This is a genomic window from Pseudomonas monteilii (assembly GCA_001534745.1).
In the GTDB taxonomy this organism is placed as follows: Bacteria; Pseudomonadota; Gammaproteobacteria; order Pseudomonadales; family Pseudomonadaceae; genus Aquipseudomonas; species Aquipseudomonas alabamensis.
On the sequence record CP013997.1, the window covers coordinates 3,123,572 to 3,145,508 of the forward strand.

Genomic DNA, 21,937 nt, shown 5'->3' on the forward strand with positions numbered 1-21,937 from the left:
TGGGGCTGCCTCGCAGCCCATCGCGGGCAAGCCCGCTCCTATAGAACAAAAAATAGCTTGTTGATTTCAAAGGAAATAATTTTAGAATTTTGTGGGCCCTGCGGGCCCAATCGCGGCACTGGGGCCGCTCCCACAGGTGACCGCGATAGCTTGCAACCCCGCGGTGGAGCTACGGGTGTAGGAGCGGCCCCAGCCGGGGCGCCGGACCGGCCGCGATGGGCCGCAAAGCGGCCCTAAAATCAATTAGCAATGAAGCTTCGGATCCTACCAGCTATCGCCATGTTCTCTGCGCGACAGCGCGGCGCCAAGGCGGCGGGCGGACTCCCACCCAGATCTGCGCAGCCTGTCAGCTAGCAAGGCTGCTCAGCACCCTGTGGGAGCGGGCTTGCCCGCGATGACGGCAGTAGCCTCACCGCCTGCCCATCGCTCTCACAACCCCTCCAACTCCGCCATCAGATCACTCAACCGATCCACCTTCTCCTCATCCAGCACCGTGCCCTGCAACCCCTCCACGTACACAGCCAGCGCCTCCACCGTGCTGCACTCGAACATCGCCCGCAGCGGCACGTTCAACTGCAAGCGCTTCTGCACCCGCGAGGCGATCTGCGTCGCCAGCAATGAATGCCCGCCCAGCTCGAAGAAGTTGTCGCGCACCCCGACCTGCTCGACCTTGAGCACATCGGCCCAGATGTGGGCCAGGGTCGTCTCCAGCTCGCTGCGCGGCGCCAGGTACGCCGATCCCTGAAGGGCACCGATCTCCAGCGCAGGCAAGGCCTTGCGGTCGAGCTTGCCATTGGCGTTGTGCGGCAGGCCGTCGAACCAGGCCCAGTGCAGCGGCACCATGTACTCCGGCAACTCGGCGCGCAGGCGCTGCTTGAGCTGCTCGAGCAGCACGCTGTCGCCCGCGACGCCCTGGTGTGCCACCAGATAGCCCACCAGGTACGTGCCGTTGGCGCCTGCCTGCACGCCTACCGCCGCGTCGCGCAGCTCGGGCTGTTCGTGCAGGCGGGCCTCGATTTCGCCCAGTTCGATACGGTAACCGCGGATCTTCACCTGATGATCGGCGCGCCCGACGTATTCGAGCACCCCATCGACCCGGCGCCGCGCCAGGTCGCCGGTGCGGTACAAGCGCTCGCCCGCTGCGCCATGGGGATGCGGGACGAAGGCCAAGGCCGTTCGCCCTGGATCGCCCACATAACCGCGCCCGACGCCCGTGCCGGCCACGCACAGCTCACCCACCGCGCCCACGGGCACCAGTGCCTGGGTCTCGCCATACAGGTACAGCCGGTTGTTGTCGGTCGGCGTGCCGATCGGCAGGTAGCTGCCCTGGGTAGAAGCCGCGTCCACGTGGAAGAACGCCACGTCGTCGGAACACTCGGCCGGGCCGTAGGCATTGATCAGGCCCACCTGCGGGTAGCGCTGCAACCACTGCGCCGCCAGCTCCGGCGGCATGGCCTCGCCCGTCGGCAGCATCCAGCGCAGGCCGGGCACGGGCAGGTGCTCGTGGGCCAGCATGCCCTGGATCAGCGACGGCACGCTTTCGAGCACCGTGATGCCGCTGGCCTGGACGTGCGCCAGCAACCCCTGCGGGTCATGGGCGATGGCGTTCGGCACGATCTCCACGCAGGCGCCGAACAAGGGCGCCGCCAGGAACTGCCAGACCGAGATGTCGAAGCTCTGGGACGCGGTCTGGGCGATCACATCGGATGCGTCCAAGGCCAAATACGGCACCTTGCTCAGCTGATTGTTGAGCATGCCGCGCTGTTCGACCATCACGCCCTTGGGCAGGCCGGTCGAGCCCGAGGTATAGATGACGTAGGCCAGGTTGTCCGGCCCGCTGTAGACCCCTGGATCGTGGTCGACGGTTTCCTGGATCTGGACCTCGTCCCACACCAGCAGGCGCACTGGCACGTTGCCATCCAAGGTGGCCAGCAATGCCCGGGCCTGTTCGGCCGTGGTCTCGGTGCAGACCAGCAACGGCGTGCGGCTCAGGTCGAGGATGCGTTGCAGGCGCGCCGTGGGCAGCCCTGGGTCGAGGGGCAGGTAGCCGGCGCCCGCCTTGAAGCTGCCGACGATCATGCCGAGCAGGTCCAGACCGCGTTCGGCCAGCAGCGCCACGGGCTGGTCGATACGCACGCCGGCCGCGATCAGGGCGTGGCCCAGCCGGTTGGCCTGTCGGTTGAGGGTGGCATAGTCGAGCGAGCGTCCCTCGCAGCGAGCGACGACCCGCCGTGGCTGAGCGGCGACCTGCGCCTCGAACAGCGCGACGTAGCCCTGCTCCAGCGGGTAGGCACGTGCACTGCGGTTGCAGTTCTCGAGCAGGAAGCGTCGTTCGTCCTCGCCCAGCAGCGGCACGTCCGTCAGGGCACCATGGAAGCCGTCCACCAGCGCCAGCAACAGGCGCTTGAAGGCAGCCAGCAGGCGCTCGACCGTGGGCTGATCGAAATAACGCTGGTCGAACGACAGGTGCAGCCCCAGGTCATCGCCGGGGTAGCACACGGCGGTCAACGGGAAGTTGGTGTGCGTACGGCCCGAGTCGGAGCGGGCGTTGAGGTGCCGGGCGTGGTCGAGCACGGTGCTCTCCACCGGTGCGTTCTCGAACACGAACAGGCTGTCGAACAGCGGCTGGCCCTTGGGCAGCTCGCTGCACTCCTGGATCGCCACCAGCGGCAGGTATTCGTGCTCGCGCAGCTCCATGTTGCGCTCGAGCAGGCTGTGCAGCCATTGGCGCACGGTCACCGGCTCGCCCGGCGAAGGCAGTTGCACACGCAAGGCGATGCTGTTGATGAACAGCCCGACCGTGCGCTGCATCTGCGGCAGGCTCACCGGGCGACCGGCCACGGTCACGCCGAACACCACGTCACGCTCGCCGCTGCAGCGCGCCAGCACCAAGGCCCAGGCCGCCTGGGCGAAAGTGTTGACGGTCAGCTGATGGGCCTGGGCCAGTTCACGCAGGCGTGCGCCCTGGGCAGGCTCCAGGCGGGTCAAACAGTCGCCGACGATCATGCCGTCGCTGTCGCCGACATGGGCGTGCCGCAAGGGCCGGTCGCTTGGTACCGCCGTGGCGCGCTCGAAGCCGGCCAGGTGGGCCTGCCACCAGCGTCGCGAGGCGTCCAGGTCCTGACGTTGCAGCCAGCCGATGTAGTCGCGGTAGCGCGGCGGCGCCGGCAGGTTCGCGGGGCGCCCTTCGCCCAGGGCCTGGTACAGCGCGAAGAAATCGTTCATCAGCAGCGAACGGCACCAGGCATCGATGAGAATGTGGTGGTTGCTCATCATGAACCAGTAGCGCGCCTCGTCCACACGCACCAGGCGCAGGTGGAAAGGTGCCTGGTGCAGCAGATCGAAACCGGCCTCGCGCTCGGCCTTGTGCAGGGCGTTGAGTCGCGCTTCCTGGGCCGGTGCCTCGAGGTCACGCCAGTCCTGGTAGTCCACCACCGTCTGGCCGGGCTTGTGGATGATCTGCAGCATGGCCTCGCCCGCACTCCAGCTGAACGAGGCGCGCAGGGCTTCGTGCCGTGCCACCACGGCCTGCCAGGCTTCGGTGAAACGCTGGGGGTCCAGCGCGCTGTCGATGAAGTAGCGGTCCTGCATGTAGTAGATGCCGGTGCCCGGCTCGAGCAGGGTGTGCAGCAGCAGGCCCTCCTGCATCGGCGTCAGCGGGTAGACGTCCTCGATGCAGGCCGCGGGCACCGGCAGGGCGTCGATCTGCGCCTGGTCCAGACGCGCCAGCGGGAAGTCCGACGGCGTGAAGCTGCCGGTGCCGTCGGCCAGGCAGTGCGCGACCAGCGCCAGTAGTTCGAGGCGGTACGCTTCGGCCAGGCGTGCGATGGTCGCGGCCTCGTAGCGTTCGCTGCTGTAGGTCCAGCGCAGCTGCAAGGCGCCGCCGTAGACCTGGCCGTCGACGCTCAGCCAGTTGGGCAGGGGCGCCTCGAGGTCATGGGCCAGGCCGGTGTCGCCTTCCACTGGCGCGAACACGGCCGCAGCGTCGAAGGCCTGGTCGAACTGGCCCAGGTAGTTGAAGGTGATGCGCGCCTGGGCCAGCGCGGCCATGCGCTCGCGGCTGGCGTCATCGCCCAGGTAGCGCAGCACACCATAGCCCACGCCCTTGTGCGGGACCTGGCGCAGTTGTTCCTTGATGCGCTTGAGTGCGTCGCCGCGGGCGGCGTCCTCCTGCCCCAGGGCCGGGCTCAGGCACAGTGGGTAGGCGGTGGTGAACCAGCCGACGCTGCGGGTCAGGTCGAGGTCTTCGAACAGCCCGTCACGACCATGGCCTTCGAGCTGGACCAGCACCTGCTCCTCGCCGCTCCAGTGGCACAGGACCCGGGACAGCGCCGTCAGCAGCAGGTCATTGACCTGGGTGTGGTAGGCCGCCGGCGCCTGCTGCAGCAGCTGGCGGGTCTGCTCGACGTCCAGGCCGATGGTCACGCGGGCGGCATGCCGGTAGCGGTTGTCACCCTGCGGATGATCGCATGGCAGCTCCTGGCGAACCTGGCTCAGTTGGCCTTCCCACCAGCCCAGCTCGTCGCGCAGCGAGTCGCTGCCGGCATAGCTGGCCAGGCGTGCGGCCCACTCGCCCATCGCATGGGTCTTGGTGGTCAGCGACTGGCCGCGGTAGGCCGCTTGCAGGTCCTCGAGCAGCACACGCCAGGACACCCCATCCACCACCAGGTGGTGGATCGCCAGCAACAGCCGTTGCGCGCCTCGTGGGTCCTCCACCAGCACGGCACGCAGCAGTGGCCCTTCGGCTAGGTCGAGGCTGCGTTGCGCGTCGTTGAACAGGGCCTGGCACGCGTCCAGGTCGTCGACCTGGTGCGTCCAGAGCAAGGCGTCGGCCGTCAGCGAAGCGTACTCGCCCTGCCAGCGGCCTTCGACCTGGGCGAAGCGCAGCCGCAGGCTGTCGTGCTGCGTGACCAGCGTGCGCAGCGCCTGTTCGAGGCGCTCGGCCTGCATCGGTTGCTGAACCTGCAACAGCACGGCCTGGTTCCAGTGCTGCGGCTGCGGCACGTCGCCGTCGAAGAACCAGTGCTGGATCGGGGTCAAAGCGACGGCTCCGGTCAGCGGCCCTTGCTCGATTCCGGCGGGCGCCGTGCTGACGGTCACCACGGCAGCGAGGGCCTGGATGGTCTGGTGCTGGAACAAGTCGCGCGGGGTGAACTGCATCCCCACCTGACGCGCCCGGCTGACCACCTGGATCGACAGGATCGAATCGCCGCCCAGCTCGAAGAAGTTGTCGCGTGTGCCGACCTGCGGCAGGTTCAGCACCGCGCCCCAGACCTGCGCCAGTTGCGCCTCGCGCTCATTGGCCGGTGCCTGATAGGCCTGACGCGCCTGCTCCAGGTCCGGCGCGGGCAAGGCGCGGCGGTCGAGCTTGCCGTTGCCCATCAGCGGCAGGCTGTCGAGCAGCACCAGGTGCGTCGGCACCATGTGGTCCGGCAGGTGCTGGCTGGCATGGCGCTTGACCGCCTCGCGCAGGGCCGTGGCCGCTGCGGCATCGCCACTGGCCTGTGGGCACACCAGGTAGCCGACCAGTTGCTTGCCGCCCGTCATGTCCAGAGCCGCGACCACCGCCTGCTCGACCTCGGCATGGGCCTGCAGGCAGCTCTCGATCTCGCCCAGCTCGATGCGGAAGCCACGGATCTTCACCTGGTGGTCGGCACGCCCGACGTACTCCACCGCCCCATCGGCGCACGCCCGCACCAGGTCACCGGTGCGGTACAGGCGCCCACCGTGCGGGTCGAACGGGTCGGCCACGAAGCGTTCGGCGCTCAGCCCCGGACGGTCGTGGTAACCGTCGGCCACGCCCGCGCCGCCGATGTACAGCTCACCGATGCCGCCCTGGGGCAGCAACGCCAGATCCTCGTCGAGAATGTAGGCGGTGCGGGCACCGATCACCTGCCCGATGGGCACGCTGCCGGCCTGTGCCGGCAACGACGCAGGGACCGGGTAGGCCAGCGGCATGACCACGGTTTCGGTCGGGCCGTAGGCGTTGAAGAGGTGCGCCGGGGTGAACGCCTGGCGCAGGCGCTGCACGTGCTCGCCGGTCAGCGCTTCGCCACCGGTGATCACCAGGCGCACCGGCAGCTGCTCGCCACGGGCGGCCAGCCAGTGGGCCAGTTGGCTGCCGTAGCTGGGGGTGAAGCCCAGGATGGACACCTGCTGTTCGCGCACCAGCGCGCAGATGGCCTCGGCATCCCATTGGCCCTGGGCCCGCACCACCACCCGCGCGCCGCACAGCAGCGGGGTCAGCAGGCGCTCGGTGGCGGCGTCGAAGTTGATCGAATAGAAATGCAGCTCGCAATCCTCGGCCTGCATACCGAACGCCTTGATCACCGCCTGGCAATGCAGGGCGATCTGCCCGTGGCTGACCACCACGCCCTTGGGCTGGCCGGTCGAGCCGGAGGTGTAGATCAGGTAGGCCGAGTGGGCGGGGTCGCTGAGGTCGTGCGGTGCGCCGTCCGGGTACTCGGCCAGGGCGGCGCGGTCATCCTCCAGGCTCCAGCGCGCGACGCCCTCAGGCAGCGCGCCAAGGGCGTCGAACAGTGCTCGCTGGCTGAGCAGCAGGCCGATGCGGCTGTCCTCGATCATGTAGCGCAGGCGGTCGAGCGGGTACTCCGGGTCCAGCGGCACGTAGGCGCCGCCGGCCTTGAGGATCGCCAGCAGGCCGACCACCATCTCCAGCGAGCGCTCCAGCGCCAGCCCTACCCGCACCTGCGGGCCGACGCCATGGGCGCGCAGCGCATGGGCCAGACGGTTGGCCTGGCGGTCCAGCTCGGCGTAGGTCAGGTGCTGGCCGGCGTAGGTCAGGACACGGGCCTCGGGGGTGCGCGCGGCCTGGGCGGCGAACAGCCCGTGCACGGTGTGGCGGGCAGCGTCAGGCTGCTCGCCGCGCAGCCCCTCGATCAGCCCTTGGCGCTCGGCAGGGTCCAGCAGTGGCAGCTCGCACAGACGCTGCTGCGGGTCGTCCAGCAGCCCGGTCAGCAGGCGCTGCCAATGCTGCGCCAGGCGCGCGATGCGCGGTTCGTCGAAGAGGTCCTGGCTGTAGGTCAGGCAGCAGCCGAGGCGACCGTCGAGGTCGGTGACCTCCAGGTACAGGTCGAACTTGGTCGCGTGGGCGTCGTTGACCAGGTAGTCCACCTCCAGGCCCGCCAGCGTCCGGCGTTGCTGGAAGGCCCAGCGCTGCACGTTGCACATCACCTGGAACAGCGGGTTGTAGGCGCTGCTGCGTGGGGGTTGCAAGGCCTCGACCAGGTGGTCGAACGGCAGGTCCTGGTGCGACTGGCCTTCGATGACGCGCTGGCGCACCTGCTCCAGCAACGCCTCGCCCGGCATCTGCCCATCCAGCTCGCAGCGCAGCACCTGGGTGTTGAGGAAGGCCCCGATCAGGCCCTCGCTTTCCGGGCGAATCCGGTTGGCCACCGGCACGCCGATGCGCAGGTCGCGTTGGCCGCTGTGGCGGTGCAGCACCGCCGCCAAGGTCGCGGTCACGGTCATGAACAACGTCAGCCCGCGGGCCTGGTCGAAGGCATGCACCCGCTCGGCCAGGGCCGGGTCGAGGTCGAAGCGGTACAGGGCCCCTTGATGACTCTGTACGGCCGGACGTGGGCGGTCGGCCGGCAGCTCGAGCACCGGATGCTCGTCGCCCAGGCGCGCCTGCCAGTACGCCCGTTGCCGCGCGCCCTCGCCGCCTTCGAGCCACTGACGTTGCCAGACGCTGTAGTCCAGGTACTGCACCGGCAAGGGCGCCAGGGGTGAATCGCGATCGTCGACGAAGGCTTCGTACAGATCGCCCAGCTCACGGGCGAAAATGTCCATGGCCCAGCCTTCGGTGACGATGTGGTGCAAGGTCAGCACGAAGTAGTGTTCGTGGGTTTCAGCCTTGACCAGGCAGGCGCGCAGCAGCGGGCCTTGTTCGAGGTCGAAGGGCTGATGCGCCTGGGTCTCGGCCAGGGCGTGCAGGCGCTGCTCGCGCTGCGCAGGGTCATGCGCGCTGAGGTCGCACCAGTCCAGCTGCAGCGGGCTGTCCGGCGCCACGCACTGGGACGGTACGCCGTCGAGGCTGGGGAAAGTGGTGCGCAGGGTCTCGTGCCGCACGATCAGCGCCTGCAAGGCGCGCTCGAAAGCCTCGACGTGCAGCGTGCCACGCAGCCGCGCCATGCCGCCGACGTTGTAGGCCGGGCTGTCCGGCGCCATCTGCCAGAGGAACCACATGCGCTGCTGGGAATACGACAGCGGCACGGCCTGGCGCCGGTCGATCCGGGCGATTTCGCCTTGCAGGTCATGCCGGCCCTGCTCGCTCAGCGCGTCGATCTCGGCGCAGAAGGCTTCCAGTTCACTGGCTTCGAACAATACCTTGAGCGGCAGGTCGACGTTGCAGGCCTGGCGGCAGCGCGAGACGATCTGGGTGGCCAGCAGCGAATGACCGCCCAAGGCGAAGAAGTCGTCGCGCAGGCCGACCTGGGCCACACCCAGCACCTCGCGCCAGATCGCCGCCACCTGCCGTTGCACAGGCGTGTGCGGCTCGATGTGCTCACGCTGCTGCCAGACCGGCGCCGGCAGCGCCTTGTGATCGAGCTTGCCGCTGGGGCCCAGGGGCATCCGTGCCAGGTGGATCAATTGCGCCGGCACCAGGTAGGCCGGCAGGCGCTCGCTCAGGGCGGCGAGTAGGGCCGCGTCGCGTGGCTCGCCGCAGTAGTAGCCGACCAGTTGCGCGCCTACACGGTCCTGATGCACCCGCACCACCGCCTGTTCGACGCCCTCACAGGCCAGCAGGCAGGCCTGGACCTCTTCGGGCTCGACGCGGAAGCCGCGCACCTTGACCTGCTGGTCCAGGCGTCCGAGGTAATCGAGGGCCTGAAGGTCGAACCGCCAACGCGCGCGGTCGCCGCTGCGGTACAGGCGCTGGCCATCCCCGTCGGGCTGGGGCACGAAACGTTCGGCGGTCAAACCTGGACGGCCCAGGTAGCCCCGCGCCAGCCCTGCGCCGCCCAGGTACAGCTCACCCGGTACGCCAGGCAGGCTGGCCTCCAGTTCGGTGTCGAGTACCCGGCACAGCACGTTGTCCAACGGCCGGCCGATCGGCGAGCGGTCGCCGTCGATGGCCTGGCAGTGCCAGTGGGTGACGTTGATCGCGGTTTCGGTCGGGCCGTAGCGATTGTGCAGTTCGACCTGCGGCAAGACCTCCAAGACACGGTCGCGCAGTCTCGCCGACAGCGCTTCGCCACCGGAGAACACCCGCCGCAGGCTGGTGCAGCCCGCCGCCAATGGCTCCTGCACGAACACCTGCAACAGCGGCGGCACGAAGTGCAAGGTGGTCACGCCATGGGCCTGCACCCGCTCGGCGATGCGCCGGGGATCGCGGTGCTCACCGGGCCCGGCCAGCACCAGGCTGGCGCCGGTGACCAGGGGCCAGAAGCACTCCCACACCGACACGTCGAAGCTGATCGGCGCCTTCTGCATCAGCACGTCGCTGGCGTCCAGCCCATAGCGGCCCTGCATCCAGTGCAAGCGCTCGGCCAGCGCCCCGTGCGTGTTGCCCACGCCCTTGGGCTGGCCAGTGGAGCCGGAGGTGTAGATCACGTAGGCCAGGTGATCGCCGTCCAGGTGCAGCCCGGGCGCCTGGCTTGGCCAGCGGTCCAGGTGCAGTTGGTCGAGGGCGATGACGCTGACCCCTTCGGCGCGGGGCAGGCGGTCGAGGCGCTCGCTGTGGCTGAGCAGCAGGCTGGCGCCGCAGTCGGCCAGCATGTAGCTCAGGCGTTCGGCGGGGTAATCGACGTCCAGCGGCACATAGGCACCGCCGGCCTTGAGGATGGCCAGCAGGCCGATCAACAGCTGCGGCGAGCGCTCCAGGCAGATCGCCACGCGGGTCTCGGGGCCGACGCCCTTGTCGCGCAGGTAATGCGCCAGGCGGTTGGCCTGCTGGTGCAGGCTGGCGTAGTCGAGCTGGCCGCCGTCCCAGATCAACGCGGTGTGCGTCGGGGTGGCCCGGGCCTGGTCGTTGAGCTGCTCGACCAGCCACCGAGCGGGCGCCGGCCTGGGGGCCTCGCCCCACTGACGCAGGCGCTGGCTGTCGTCCGCCGTGTGCAGGGGCACCTTGCTCAGCGCGCACTCGGGGTGCCGGGTCACATGGTCGAGCAGCGCCAGCAGATGGCGCGACAGGCGCTCGACGGTCTCGCCGTCGAAGCGTTCGCTGGCGTAGTCGAAGGCTAGGGTCAGGCGACCTTGCGGGTCTTCTTCGCTGTGCAGCTGCAGGTCGACCTTGGCTTCGCGGCTGTGCCACGGCAGCTCCTCGGCGAGCAGACCGGGCAGGCGACGCAGGGCCGACAGGTCGCGCTGCTGGTGGTTGAACATCACCTGGAACAGGCCGTGTTCGCGGGCGTCGGGCAGCGCCTCGAGGACCTGTTCGAAGGGCAGGTCCTGATGCGCCTGGGCTTCCAGCGTGGCCTGGCGTACCTGGGCCAGCAGCTGCACGAAGGTCTGGCGCGGCCCAGGGGTGGCACGCAGCACCTGGGTGTTGATGAAGAAGCCGACCAAGCCCTGGCTGTCCAGACGCGACCGGTTGGCATTGGGCACGCCGACGCGGATGTCGGTCTGGCCCGTATAGCGGTGCAACAGTCCCTGCCAGGCGGCCAGCAGAACCATGAACACACTGACCTGCTGCTGACGGGCCAGATCGCGCACGGCATTGGCCAGCGCCGCGGGCACCTTGACCTGCAGGCGGGCGGCGCTGTGCTGGATCTGGCGGGTGCGTGGGTGGTCGGCGCACAGGTCCAGTACCGGCAGGTCGTCCCCCAGCTGGCCGATCCAGTAGTCGCGCTGGCGCGTCGCTTCACCGGCGGCCAGCCAGTGGCGCTGCCGTTGGCCATGGTCGGCGTATCCGATCGGCAAGGCGTCCAGGGTCAGCGTTTGCCCGTGGACGTGGGCGGCATACAGGCGGGCGAACTCGTCCAGCAGGATGTTCAGCGACCAGCCGTCGGCGATGATGTGGTGCAGGGTCACCCACAGCTGGTGTTCGTCATCGGCCAGCCGCGCCAGGGTCACGCGCAGCAGCGGCCCCTGGCGCAGGTCGAAGGGGCGAACGGCCTCCTGCTCGCGCTGGGCGATCACGTCGCCAGGCGCGAGGCCTTCGAGGTCACGGTGCTCGAGTGTGAAGATCTGTTGAGGCAAGACCGTCTGTACCGCTTGGCCCTCGACCTCGTCGAAGCGTGTGCGCAGTGCTTCGTGTCGCGCCACCAGGGCCTGGAAGCTGGCACGCAGCGCCGCATCGTCCAACTCGCCTCGCAGGTGCAACCCGGCGGGGATATTGTAGGCCGCCGACTGGGGTTCCAGTTGCCAGAGCAACCACAGGCGATTCTGCGCCAGCGACTGGGGCATTGGCCCGGCACGGTCGAGTCGCTCGATGCCGTCGGCCAGCGTGACGCCCGGCTGACGCGCCGCTTCCACCGCAGCGGTGTAGGCCGTCAGCGTCGGGTGCTCGAACAGGGCCCGCACGCCCAGGCCGGTGCCCAGCGTCTCGTCGACACGCGCGGCGACCTGGGTGGCAAGAATGGAGTTGCCGCCCAGCAACAGGAAGTGATCGTCGGCGCCGACCGTGTCGAGGCCGAGCACGTCGCACCAGATGTGGGCGATGCGCGCCTGCAGGTCATCGAGGGCAGCCTCGGCGGTGTCGGCCTTCACGTCAGCCGGGAAGCGCGCATAGCTGTCCAGGCTGCCCTCCTCCAGGCGCTGACGGCAGGCCGAGCGCTGCAGCTTGCCGCTGGAGGTCTTTGGCAGCGCGCCGGGGTTGAGCAGCAGGACCACGGCCGGCGCCTGGTGGCACACCTCGGCGATGGTCTGGCGCACGGCCTGGATCAGCGTGGCGGGCGGCTGCGTCTTCTGGACGCCGCGACCGATCTCCACCGCGACGCCGATGCCCTCCTCGCCCCGGTCGTCGACCGCGAACACCGCGACCCGCCCCTTGCGCAGCCCCGCGACCTCGCGCTCCAGAGCCTGCTCCAGGTCCTGGGGGTAGAGGTTCTGGCCGCGGACGATCAGCATGTCCTTGAGACGTCCGGTGACGAACAGCTGCCCGTCGCGCTGGAAACCCAAGTCGCCGGTGCGCAGCCAGGTCTGCCCGTCGCGCTCGATGAAGGTCTTGGCGGTGGCTTCAGGGTTGCGCCAGTAGCCCAGGGCGATGCTCGGGCCAGTGGCCCAGATTTCACCCACGTGGTTGTCTGGCAGGCCGGTCAAGGTGCCGGGGTCGACGATCTGCACCGCATGCCTGGGCTGGCTGTAGCCGCAGCTCATCAGCACGCTGCCCTCGCCCGGTTCGACGCGGTGGGCGGCAAGCGCCTGGGCGTCCAGCGACAGCGCGGGAATGCCTTGACCGCGGCGGCTGCCGCTGACGAACAGGGTCGCTTCGGCCAGACCATAGCTGGCGAAGAACTGCTCGGGCCTGAAGCCGCAGGCGCGGAAGGTCTCGGCGAAGGTCGCCAGGCTGTCCTGGCGGATCGGCTCGGAGCCGGAGTAGGCCACGCGCCAGCGGCTCAGGTCGAGCCCGGCCAGGGCGGCCTCGCTGATCCGTTCGCTGCACAGCCGGTAGGCGAAGTCCGGGCCGCCGCTGATGGTGCCGCCGTGGTCGCTGATCGCCTGCAACCAGCGCAGGGGCCGGGCGAGGAAGTACCCCGGCGCCATCAGCACACAGGGCACGCCGCTGAAGATGGGCTGCAGCAGCCCGCCGATCAGCCCCATGTCGTGGTACAGCGGCAGCCAGCTGACGATCACGTCGTCGGGGTTCAGGTCGATGCCGAAGCCCCGGCGAATCAACTGCTCGTTGGCCACCAGGTTGCCGTGGCTGACCTGCACGCCCTTGGGCAAGGCCGTGGAACCCGAGGTGTATTGCAGAAAGGCGATGTCGTGCGCCTGCAGCGTGGGCGCTTGCCACGTGTCGGCCAGGGCCGAGGCCAGGCCATCGACAGCCAGCAGCCCAGGCGCCCCTGCGCCACCCAGGGCGTCCAGGCCTTGCAGCGTGTCACCCAAGGCTGCAACGGTCAGCAGCAGGCGTGGTTCGGCATCGTCGATGATCGACAGCAGGCGTGCCTGATGGTGCGCGCGGCTGGACTCCGGTGGATAGGCCGGCACCGCGATCACGCCGGCATACAGGCAGCCGAAGAACGCCGCCACATAGTCCGGCCCGCTGGGGAACAGCAGCACGGCACGGTCACCGAACGCCGCCTGGGCCTGCAAGGCCGCCGCGATGGTGCGGGCGCGCGTATCGAGATCACGGTAGCTGAGCACGGCCTGGGCGCCCGGTTCGTCCGCCAGGAAGCGCAGCGCGACGCGGTCCGGGGTCTGCGCAGCGCGCGTTTGCAAGGCCTGGACCAGCGTGAGCGGGAGTTCGAAGGCGTCCGTCATGGGGTTTCCTGCCATGTCTGGGTAATCGGTGGCGAGCGCCCGCCTCGCGAGCAGGCGCAAGTGTCGGGGGACCGGGATGTACACAAAGGACGGATGGACAGGTGAAAAATTAAGGGGCAGGCGACGCGGTCGGTAAGCCTTGCCGGCTTTCTTCATAGGGGTGGTATATCTAACTGAGTGCATCAGATATCGAGGCTTTTCCTACAGAAGAACGCATCACGCCGTCAGCCCTTTCTGGCGTGGACGTACGACGCGACTGCATCCCCATTAGGAAATTGCGCGAAACAAAGTCTTTTTCTCAATTGACAATCATTATCATTCTGAATAACTTGTCGCTCGTCGCAGGGACCTCGACCACCCGAAGGCCTCTTTCTCCTTTCGAAACCAGGTGATTTCCATGGCGGAACAACTCTCCACAGGCAAGTGCGATTCACCGTTGCTACAAGCATTCGTCGACAACCGCAACGTGCTGGTGAAGATCGCCGCACGCATCACCGGTTGCCGCTCGCGTGCCGAAGACGTGGTGCAGGATGCATTCTTCCGCCTGACCAATGCCCCGCAGATCACCTCCTCGTTCAAGGCTCAGCTGAGCTACCTGTTCCAGATCGTGCGCAACCTGGCCATCGACCACTACCGCAAGCAGTCGATGGAGCAGAAGTATTCCGGGCCTGAAGAAGAAGGCATGAACGTGGTGGTGCAAAGCGCCACGCCGGAGACCAGCCACATCAACTTCGCCACCCTCGAGCACATCGCCGAGGCACTGGACGAGTTGCCCAAGCGCACCCGGTACGCCTTCGAGATGTACCGCCTGCATGGGGTGCCGCAGAAGGACATCGCCAAGGAGCTGGGCGTATCGCCGACCCTGGTGAACTTCATGATCCGCGACGCGCTGGTGCATTGCCGCAAGACGGCCAGTCGGCAGGGGTGAAGGTGTCGGCCCATTCATAGAGCAGGGCCATGGGCGTTTCTGGGCAGGGCCCGTGTCGATGGGGTTTAGTCTGAGAGGCAGGCGGTGGTCGATCGGGCCCTATCGCGGGCAAGCCCGCTCCCACAGGCTGCTTGCGCAGCCATGACTAAGCCGACGGCTGCAGAGGTCTGGGTGGGAGCTGGCTTGCCAGCGATAGGGCCCTGCCAGGCGCCGCCTGTGTCGCGGGTAAGCCCACACATCAGCCCAAGTCGCCCCTGCAAGATACCCCCGTCATTGGGCTTGATTCATCAAACTGTGGGCCTGCCGGCGACAGGGCCTCTCGGCCACCCCTATGGCCTCAGGCTGCCGAGCCTGCACACCCCCTCCAGTACCCAACGAACCGCCCTCCTCCCGCTTCACATCCCTCTGAACCCCTCGAAGAACGCCTCGCGTCCCACCTTCATCAGCGCCGCCCGCTTGTGCGGGAAATCGAAAGTCTTTTCGCGGTAGAACCCTTGCGTCTGCAGATAACCGATCATCTTGTCATTGTCGGCGCGCGGCTCGGCCACCACGTGTTGCGTGCGTGGATCGTCGAGGAACAGATAGTGCGTCAGGGCCGACAGCCAGCTGGCCACCTTGTGCGGCCCGCGGTGGATCTCTTCGCCCACCAGCATGTGCACGCCCCGGTCGTAGTCGTCGACCGCGTAGAACGGCGCGATGCGGTCTTCCTTGGCCCAGTAGGCCTCGAAATAGGCGAAGGGCTGATCGTCGAAGCAACCGATCAGGGTCACGGTGTGGGGATCGTCTTCCAGTCGCGACAGGTAATCGCGGTGCTGCGCCAGGCTGCCGCCCTCTTCCCAGAAGTGCAGCACCCGGGGGTTGTTCTGCCAGCGGTTGAAACGCTCCAGGTCATGGTCGAGCGACAGCGTGCGCAGCGACACCCAGGCCCCGATGCGGGGATCGAAGCGGCGGTACACCTCGCCCTGGGGCTTGGGCGGGCGTCGTGGGTGGCGCTTGCCGGCGGTGATCTGCATCTGTTGCGGATAGACGCGCGCAACGGTGTCGCCCAGCCAAGGCTGGGGCAATTGCCAGAACAGCGTGCGCTCGCAGCGGTAGCGGTCGGGGTTCACGTCACGTACCAACAGGCCGCTGGCCAAGGCCTCGACCGGCACCTGGGGCAGCGTCCAGAGCAGCCGCTGGCAGGCCGGATGGCGTGCCAGCAGCCAGTAACAGGCGGCCCACAGCGCCTGCTCGGCGCGGTGGGTGTCGTGCTCCTGGCACTGGACCTCGAGCTGCGCGCCGGTGCCTGCCAGACGCACGACGATCAAGGGCTGGCCCTCCAGCACTAGGTCCAGGCGGCCTGGGGCTTCTTCGGCATGCAGATTGCGCCAGCGTGGCAAGGAGAGGGTCTGGGGTCGGCTATCGAACGGCATGGCGGAAGCTCGCGGCAAGATGAGGGCACATAGGGCAAGTAACGTTGCCGGGGCAGGAGAAATTAGCCCAGGCGCCAGCAGGACGGGCGAGCCCAGGCGAAAACCGCGCGATGCCGGTTCATGCCCAGGCACGCCGGGCCGACGCTCGACGCTGCGGGTTCGTCGCCTGGATGCGCTCTACAGCCGCGTCGCCACACGCACCTGGTACGGCGCGAAGATCCGTTCCAGCTCGCCGCTGGCGCGCAGGCGCTCCATCAGTTGTGCGAAGGCCTGCGCGCTGATCGGGGCCTCGGGACGCAGCAGGGCGTAATGACGGTAGGTCTGGTCGACGCGCTCGGACGCCATCAGGCGCTCGGCCTGATCGGGGTGGCGCAGCAGGAAATCGTTGAAATACGAGCGGGTCACCAGGGCGATGTCGGCGCGCCCACGTTCGAGCATGTACAGGTTGCTGTCATGGGAGTAGGTCAGGGTGGCGCCGTAGGTCTGCTGCAGAAAGCGCGTGTCGGCGTTGAAGCTGGCGAAGGCATAGTGATAACCGTGGAACAGCGCCAGGTGCTTGCCGCGCAGGTCGTCGAAGAAGCGTTGATCGCGCCCGGCCTTGCGCGCGGCGACGAAGATCTCGGCGTCCTCCAGGCCCAGGTCCACGGCGCTGTGCGCCACCTTCTGCCAGCCCCAGGCGGGGTTTTCGAAGATGGCCATGTCAGTACGTCCCTGCTCCAGGTCGGCGAAGCGCCGGGGCACCGAAGTCGGCACCAGGACGAAGTGATACACCGGCTGCGCCTGGTTCAGTGCCTGGGCCAATTGCGCCAGCAAGCCAACCTTTACGTTTTGTTCGGGTCGTATCGTGTACGGCGGAAAATGTGTCGCTCCGATCCTGACTTCGATGGCCTCGGCGGCCATCAGCGATGTGGAATGCACCAGCCCGGCGAATACCGTCAGGCAGGTCAAGGACAGCAGGCGTATGAATCGGGGCACGACCAGGCGCTCGTTACGAATTCTGAAAGAAATGGCCTTGGCCACATGATGGGCCCGCTCGCGTCGCTTCAGGGCTGAGCAATCGGGCAACGGCAAAAATGCCACGAAATGGCGTCGGCTGCTACAGCAGCTACGCTTGGGCCACGTCTTGCAAGGGAGCCTCGCCATGGGCCATTGGCTGGTGATCGACCTGGAAGCCACCACCGACGAGGGTGGTTGGCCGATCACGGACATGGAAATCATCGAAATCGGCGCCAGCCTGGTGAACCGGGAAGGTCGTGAAGTCGACCATTTCCAGCGGTTCGTACGACCGCGGCGGCGTCCGCAGTTGACCACCTTCTGCCGTCACCTGACCCACATCGGCCAGGCCAGCATCGACACGGCAGAATCGTTCGTGCAGGTGTGGCTGCAGTTCGAGCGCTGGCTGGTGCACCATCAGCCGCGTCTCGAGGGCTGGGTCAGCTGGGGCGACTACGACCGTCGGCAACTGCTGCTGGAGTGGCAGGTGCATGGCGTGCAGAGCCTGCTGGCGGCCTTGCCACACGTCAACCTCAAGCAGCGCTTCGCCAAAGCCCGGCAATTGCAGCGGCCCACGGGCCTCAATGGCGCGTTGCACCTGGCGGGCCTGCAATTCACCGGGCAGCAGCATCGGGCCCTGGAAGACGCCCGCAACACGGCGCGCCTGTTGCCCCTGAGCCTGCCCTTGGCGCGGGCCTGAAAGCAGATGACGTCGCGTTGGGCCTTGGGCATACTGGCCGGCCTTCTCTCATAGCCTTCACGCAGGAGCCGCGCCATGTTCAAGGTCAACGAATACTTCGATGGAACCGTCAAGTCGATCGCCTTCACCAGTCAGGAAGGCCCGGCGACCTTGGGTGTGATGGCTCCGGGTGAATACGAGTTCGGCACCGCCAAGCGCGAGATCATGCACGTGGTGTCGGGCGCACTGACGGCGAAACTGCCGGGCAGCGACAGCTGGGAAACCTTCGAGAGCGGCAGCCAGTTCCAGGTGCCTGCCGACAGCAAGTTCCAGTTGAAGGTCGCCGTGGACACGGCGTACCTGTGCGAGTACCGCGACTGAGCGAGGGTGAGCCAGGCACAGCGCAGTGGCGCCTGAACGGGCGCCATCGCGGGCAAGCCCGCTCCCACAGGTACTTGTTTTCAAGCAGGCAGAAGCACAATGGCTCAGCCCTCTATGGGAGCAACTGTCTTTTTCTACTCGGTACATGCCCGACCGCATGGGATTATATGTGGGCCCTACGGTCCCAATCGCGGCACTGGGGCCGCTCCTACACCCGTAGTTACATCGCAGTAGTGCAGGCGATCGCGGTACTGTGGGAGCGGGCTTGCCCGCGATGACGTCGGCCCCGTCACCGCCATCGACGAGCGAGACACCCTTTCACGCCTGACCGCGCAAGAAAGCCCCCACCTGCTCCGCCGCCGACTGCACGTGCTGCTCATGGGTAAACCCGGACGCCTTCAACGGCTTGAGATCATGATCCCCCGTCGCCAACCAGCTCACCTGTATCGCGCAGGACAAGGCGTACCCCGCGACCGTTTCATGGTTGCCCAAGGCGTCGCGTGTGCCTTGTACGATCACGGTCGGCGTCCGTAGCGTCGCCAGGTGTTCGACCCGAGGCTTCTCCGGCTTGCCTGCTGCATGGAACGGATACCCCAGGCACACCAGCGCCTCGGCACCCGATTCGTCGGCCAGCAGACTGGCCATGCGCCCGCCCATGGACTTACCCCCTATCGCCACAGGCCCGGCCAAGTGGGCGCGCACCTGCGCCAGCACCTCGCGCCAGCGTTCGAGCAGGACCTTCTGCGGATTCGGCGGCCGTCGTTTGCCGTCCAGCCGCCGTTGCGCCATGTAGGGAAACTCGAACCTCACCACCCCCACGCCCAGCGCGGCCAGACGCCGTGCCATCGTCTCCATGAACGGGCTGTCCATGGGTGCACCGGCGCCGTGGGCAAGGATCAGGCAACCGATGCCCGGGGCTACTCGCTGGGGCGGATCGCAGTGCAGCCCTGGTACCTGCGCCAATGCCTTCCACGCCACCCGATCATCGTCCGTCACCTGTCGCTCACTCACCTGGATCTCCATCGCTGCTGACAGCCCCTTTGCCGACTGCGGCCAAGGCTCGAAGGCATAGGGTAACGTGTACGCTCGACGCGCGTTCGGCTTTCAAGGTGTGCCTCTCGGCGTCCACGCCTGGATCTGCCCGTTACCCGATCCACACCGCTCACCGAAGCGACCTTGATGCAGATCAAGATCGCCCGTCGCAGAGGCCCTAGACTGCGTTACCGCCGCTCTCTCCAGGACATTCCCATGCTCGACGACCTCCGTTGGGATCCAGACCTGATCCGTCGCTACGACATGGCCGGGCCTCGCTACACGTCCTACCCCACTGCCGTGCAGCTACGCGCCGACATCGGCTCGTTCGACCTGCTGCACGCCCTGCGCGACAGCCGCCGGGCGATGCGCCCTCTGTCGCTGTACGTACACGTGCCGTTCTGCGCCAACATCTGCTATTACTGCGCCTGCAACAAGGTCATCACCAAGGACCGCGCCCGGGCCCAACCGTACCTGCAGCGCCTGGAACAGGAGATCCAGCTGGTCGCCTGCCACCTGGACCGCGCCCAGCCGGTCGAGCAACTGCATTTCGGCGGCGGCACGCCGACCTTCCTCAGCCATGTCGAGCTGCGCGCGCTGATGGCCAGCCTGCGCCAGCATTTCGGCCTGCTCGACGACGACTCCGGCGACTACGGTATCGAGATCGACCCGCGCGAGGCCGACTGGTCGACCATGGGCCTGTTGCGCGAACTGGGCTTCAACCGCATCAGCCTGGGCGTACAGGACCTCGACCCGACCGTGCAGCGGGCAATCAACCGCCTGCAAAGCCTGGAGCAGACCCGCACGCTGATCGAGGCGGCACGCACCTTGCAATTCCGCTCGGTGAACCTCGACCTGATCTACGGCCTGCCGCACCAGACACCGACCGGCTTCGCCCGCACGGTGAGCGAGGTCATCGCCCTGCAACCGGAACGGCTGGCCGTCTTCAACTACGCCCATTTGCCCGATCGTTTCCTGCCGCAACGGCGCATCGACAGCCTGACGCTGCCCTCGCCAGCGGCCAAGCTGGAGATGCTGCATGGCACCATCGAGCAACTGACCGCGGCCGGTTACCGGTACATCGGCATGGACCATTTCGCCCTGCCCGACGACGACCTGGCCATCGCCCAGGAAGACGGCACCCTGCAGCGCAACTTCCAGGGCTACACCACGCACGGCCACTGCGACCTGATCGGCCTGGGCGTCTCGGCGATCAGCCAGATCGGCGACCTCTACTGCCAGAACACCAGCGACCTAACCACGTATCAGGACACCGTGGGCAACGGGCAGCTGGCCAGCCAGCGTGGTCTGATCTGCACGCCGGACGATCGCCTGCGCCGGGCGGTGATCCAGCAACTGATCTGCCACTTCGCGCTGGCGTTCGAGCCTATCGAAACGCGCTTCGCCATCGATTTCCGGGGCTACTTCAAGGACCAGTGGCCTGCCTTGCAGGCCCTGCACGACGACGGCCTCATCCACCTCGACCCCCACGGCATCCAGGTCCTGCCCGCCGGGCGGCTGCTGGTGCGCTCGGTGTGCAAGGTGTTCGACGCGTACCTGGACTACGGCAACCTGCAGCGGTTTTCCAAGGTCATTTGAGCCCAGCACGATGACCACGCGTCGACGAAGGGCTGGGCAGGGCTGCCTTCGCCCCTGATGACGGCCCTGTCCCGGTCCTGTCACCCCCCTGGAGTCCTGTGCGCTGGCCTACAGCCCGGTCGTGGGTTACCCTTACAGTCGATGTGTGCTTTCCCACAAGGACCGAAACGAATGCCCGAGCCCGTCAAACTGCGCGCCCATAGCCAGGCCCACTGCAAGGATTGCAGCCTGGCCCCGCTGTGCCTGCCCTTGTCCTTGAACCTCGAGGACATGGATGCACTGGACGAAATCGTCAAGCGCGGCCGCCCGTTGAAGAAAGGCGAGTTCCTGTTCCGCCAGGGCGACGCCTTCGGCTCGGTCTATGCGGTGCGCTCAGGCGCCTTGAAGACCTTCAGCCTGAGCGACAGCGGCGAAGAGCAGATCACCGGCTTTCACTTGCCCAGCGAACTGGTCGGCCTGTCCGGCATGGACACCGAGTCCTACCCGGTCTCGGCCCAGGCCCAGGAAACCACGTCGGTCTGCGAGATCCCCTTCGAGCGCCTGGACGAGCTGTCGGTGCAACTGCCGCAATTGCGACGCCAGTTGATGCGGGTGATGAGCCGCGAGATCCGCGACGACCAGCAGATGATGCTGTTGCTGTCGAAGAAGACCGCCGACGAGCGCATTGCCACCTTCCTGGTCAACCTGTCCGCGCGTTTCCGGGCCCGTGGCTATTCGGCCAACCAGTTCCGCCTGAGCATGTCGCGCAACGAGATGGGCAACTACCTGGGGCTGGCGGTGGAAACCGTTTCCCGGGTGTTCACCCGCTTCCAGCAGAATGGCCTGCTCAAGGCCGAAGGCAAGGAAGTGCACATTCTCGATCCGATCCAGCTCTGCGCGCTGGCCGGCGGCTCGATGGACACCTGAACACGCCCGGCAGCAGGTATACTGGCGCATTCGTTTTTCAGGATACCTGCCTCATGCACAGCGACACCTTCGACCTCAAAGCCTTGATCCGCCCCGTACCGGACTTTCCCAAGCCGGGCGTGATCTTTCGCGACATCACGCCGCTGTTCCAGTCGCCCCGTGGCCTGCGCTACGTGACCGACCAGTTCGTCGAGCGTTATGTAGAGGCCGACTTCACCCACATCGGCGCCATGGACGCGCGCGGCTTCCTGATCGGCGCGATCATCGCCCATCAACTGAACAAGCCGCTGATCCTGTTCCGCAAGCAGGGCAAGCTGCCGGCCGACGTGCTGTCGGAAGGCTACCAGACCGAGTATGGCGAGGCGTTCCTGGAAGTGCACGCCGACAGCCTGTGCGAAGGCGATTCGGTACTGATCTTCGACGACCTGATCGCCACCGGCGGGACCTTGCTGGCCGCGACCAACCTGGTGCGCCGCACCGGTGCCCAGGTGTTCGAGGCGGCGGCGATCATCGACCTGCCGGAGCTGGACGGCTCCAAGCGCTTGCAGGCGGTCGGGGTGCCGACGTTCTGCCTGACCGAGTTCTCCCTCAGCGAATATTGAGGGCGTGGGGAAGCTG

At 67.4% G+C, this 21,937-nt stretch carries 10 protein-coding genes; 6 read left to right on the forward strand and 4 right to left on the reverse strand.

Annotated elements, in window-relative coordinates; all coding sequences use genetic code 11:
• Positions 1-429 precede the first annotated feature (429 nt).
• Positions 430-13,389, reverse strand: a complete 12,960-nt coding sequence (locus tag APT63_13285; protein AMA46511.1) for a non-ribosomal peptide synthetase — start codon at positions 13,387-13,389, stop codon at positions 430-432.
• Positions 13,390-13,786: 397 nt separating this feature from the next.
• On the opposite strand from APT63_13285, the gene APT63_13290 reads away from it, so the two are divergent.
• On the forward strand, positions 13,787-14,317 hold the full coding sequence (locus APT63_13290; GenBank protein ID AMA46512.1) for an RNA polymerase subunit sigma-70: 531 nt from the start codon (positions 13,787-13,789) through the stop codon (positions 14,315-14,317).
• A gap of 395 nt (positions 14,318-14,712) precedes the next feature.
• Here the strand turns inward: APT63_13290 and APT63_13295 are convergent, their stop codons facing one another.
• The gene (locus APT63_13295) at positions 14,713-15,729 is read right to left on the reverse strand and encodes an acetyltransferase (GenBank protein ID AMA46513.1); all 1,017 of its coding nucleotides are present in this window, start codon (positions 15,727-15,729) and stop codon (positions 14,713-14,715) included.
• 177 nt (positions 15,730-15,906) lie between these two features.
• The gene (locus APT63_13300) at positions 15,907-16,686 is read right to left on the reverse strand and encodes an amino acid ABC transporter substrate-binding protein (protein AMA47899.1); all 780 of its coding nucleotides are present in this window, start codon (positions 16,684-16,686) and stop codon (positions 15,907-15,909) included.
• Between the two features lie 184 nt (positions 16,687-16,870).
• Between APT63_13300 and APT63_13305 the strand changes: the two genes are divergently transcribed.
• Together APT63_13305 and APT63_13310 are read left to right on the forward strand one after the other, a co-directional pair.
• A complete protein-coding gene (locus APT63_13305; GenBank protein ID AMA46514.1) occupies positions 16,871-17,422 on the forward strand; it encodes an exonuclease in 552 nt (183 codons plus the stop codon).
• 75 nt (positions 17,423-17,497) lie between these two features.
• Entirely contained in the window at positions 17,498-17,782 is a 285-nt protein-coding gene (locus APT63_13310) for a hypothetical protein (protein AMA46515.1), read from the forward strand.
• A 318-nt stretch (positions 17,783-18,100) separates the two neighbouring features.
• Here the strand turns inward: APT63_13310 and APT63_13315 are convergent, their stop codons facing one another.
• On the reverse strand, positions 18,101-18,805 hold the full coding sequence (locus tag APT63_13315) for an alpha/beta hydrolase (GenBank protein ID AMA46516.1): 705 nt from the start codon (positions 18,803-18,805) through the stop codon (positions 18,101-18,103).
• A 225-nt stretch (positions 18,806-19,030) separates the two neighbouring features.
• Here APT63_13315 and APT63_13320 point away from each other — a divergent pair, with 225 nt between their 5' ends.
• From APT63_13320 to APT63_13330, 3 genes are all read left to right on the forward strand, one after another.
• Complete coding sequence (locus tag APT63_13320) at positions 19,031-20,413, forward strand: coproporphyrinogen III oxidase (GenBank protein ID AMA46517.1); 1,383 nt, start codon at positions 19,031-19,033, stop codon at positions 20,411-20,413.
• 171 nt (positions 20,414-20,584) lie between these two features.
• Positions 20,585-21,319: a transcriptional regulator gene (locus APT63_13325; GenBank protein AMA46518.1), complete on the forward strand. Its 735-nt coding sequence runs from the start codon at positions 20,585-20,587 to the stop codon at positions 21,317-21,319.
• 53 nt (positions 21,320-21,372) lie between these two features.
• Positions 21,373-21,921, forward strand: a complete 549-nt coding sequence (locus APT63_13330; protein ID AMA46519.1) for an adenine phosphoribosyltransferase — start codon at positions 21,373-21,375, stop codon at positions 21,919-21,921.
• The last annotated feature ends 16 nt before the right edge of the window (positions 21,922-21,937 follow it).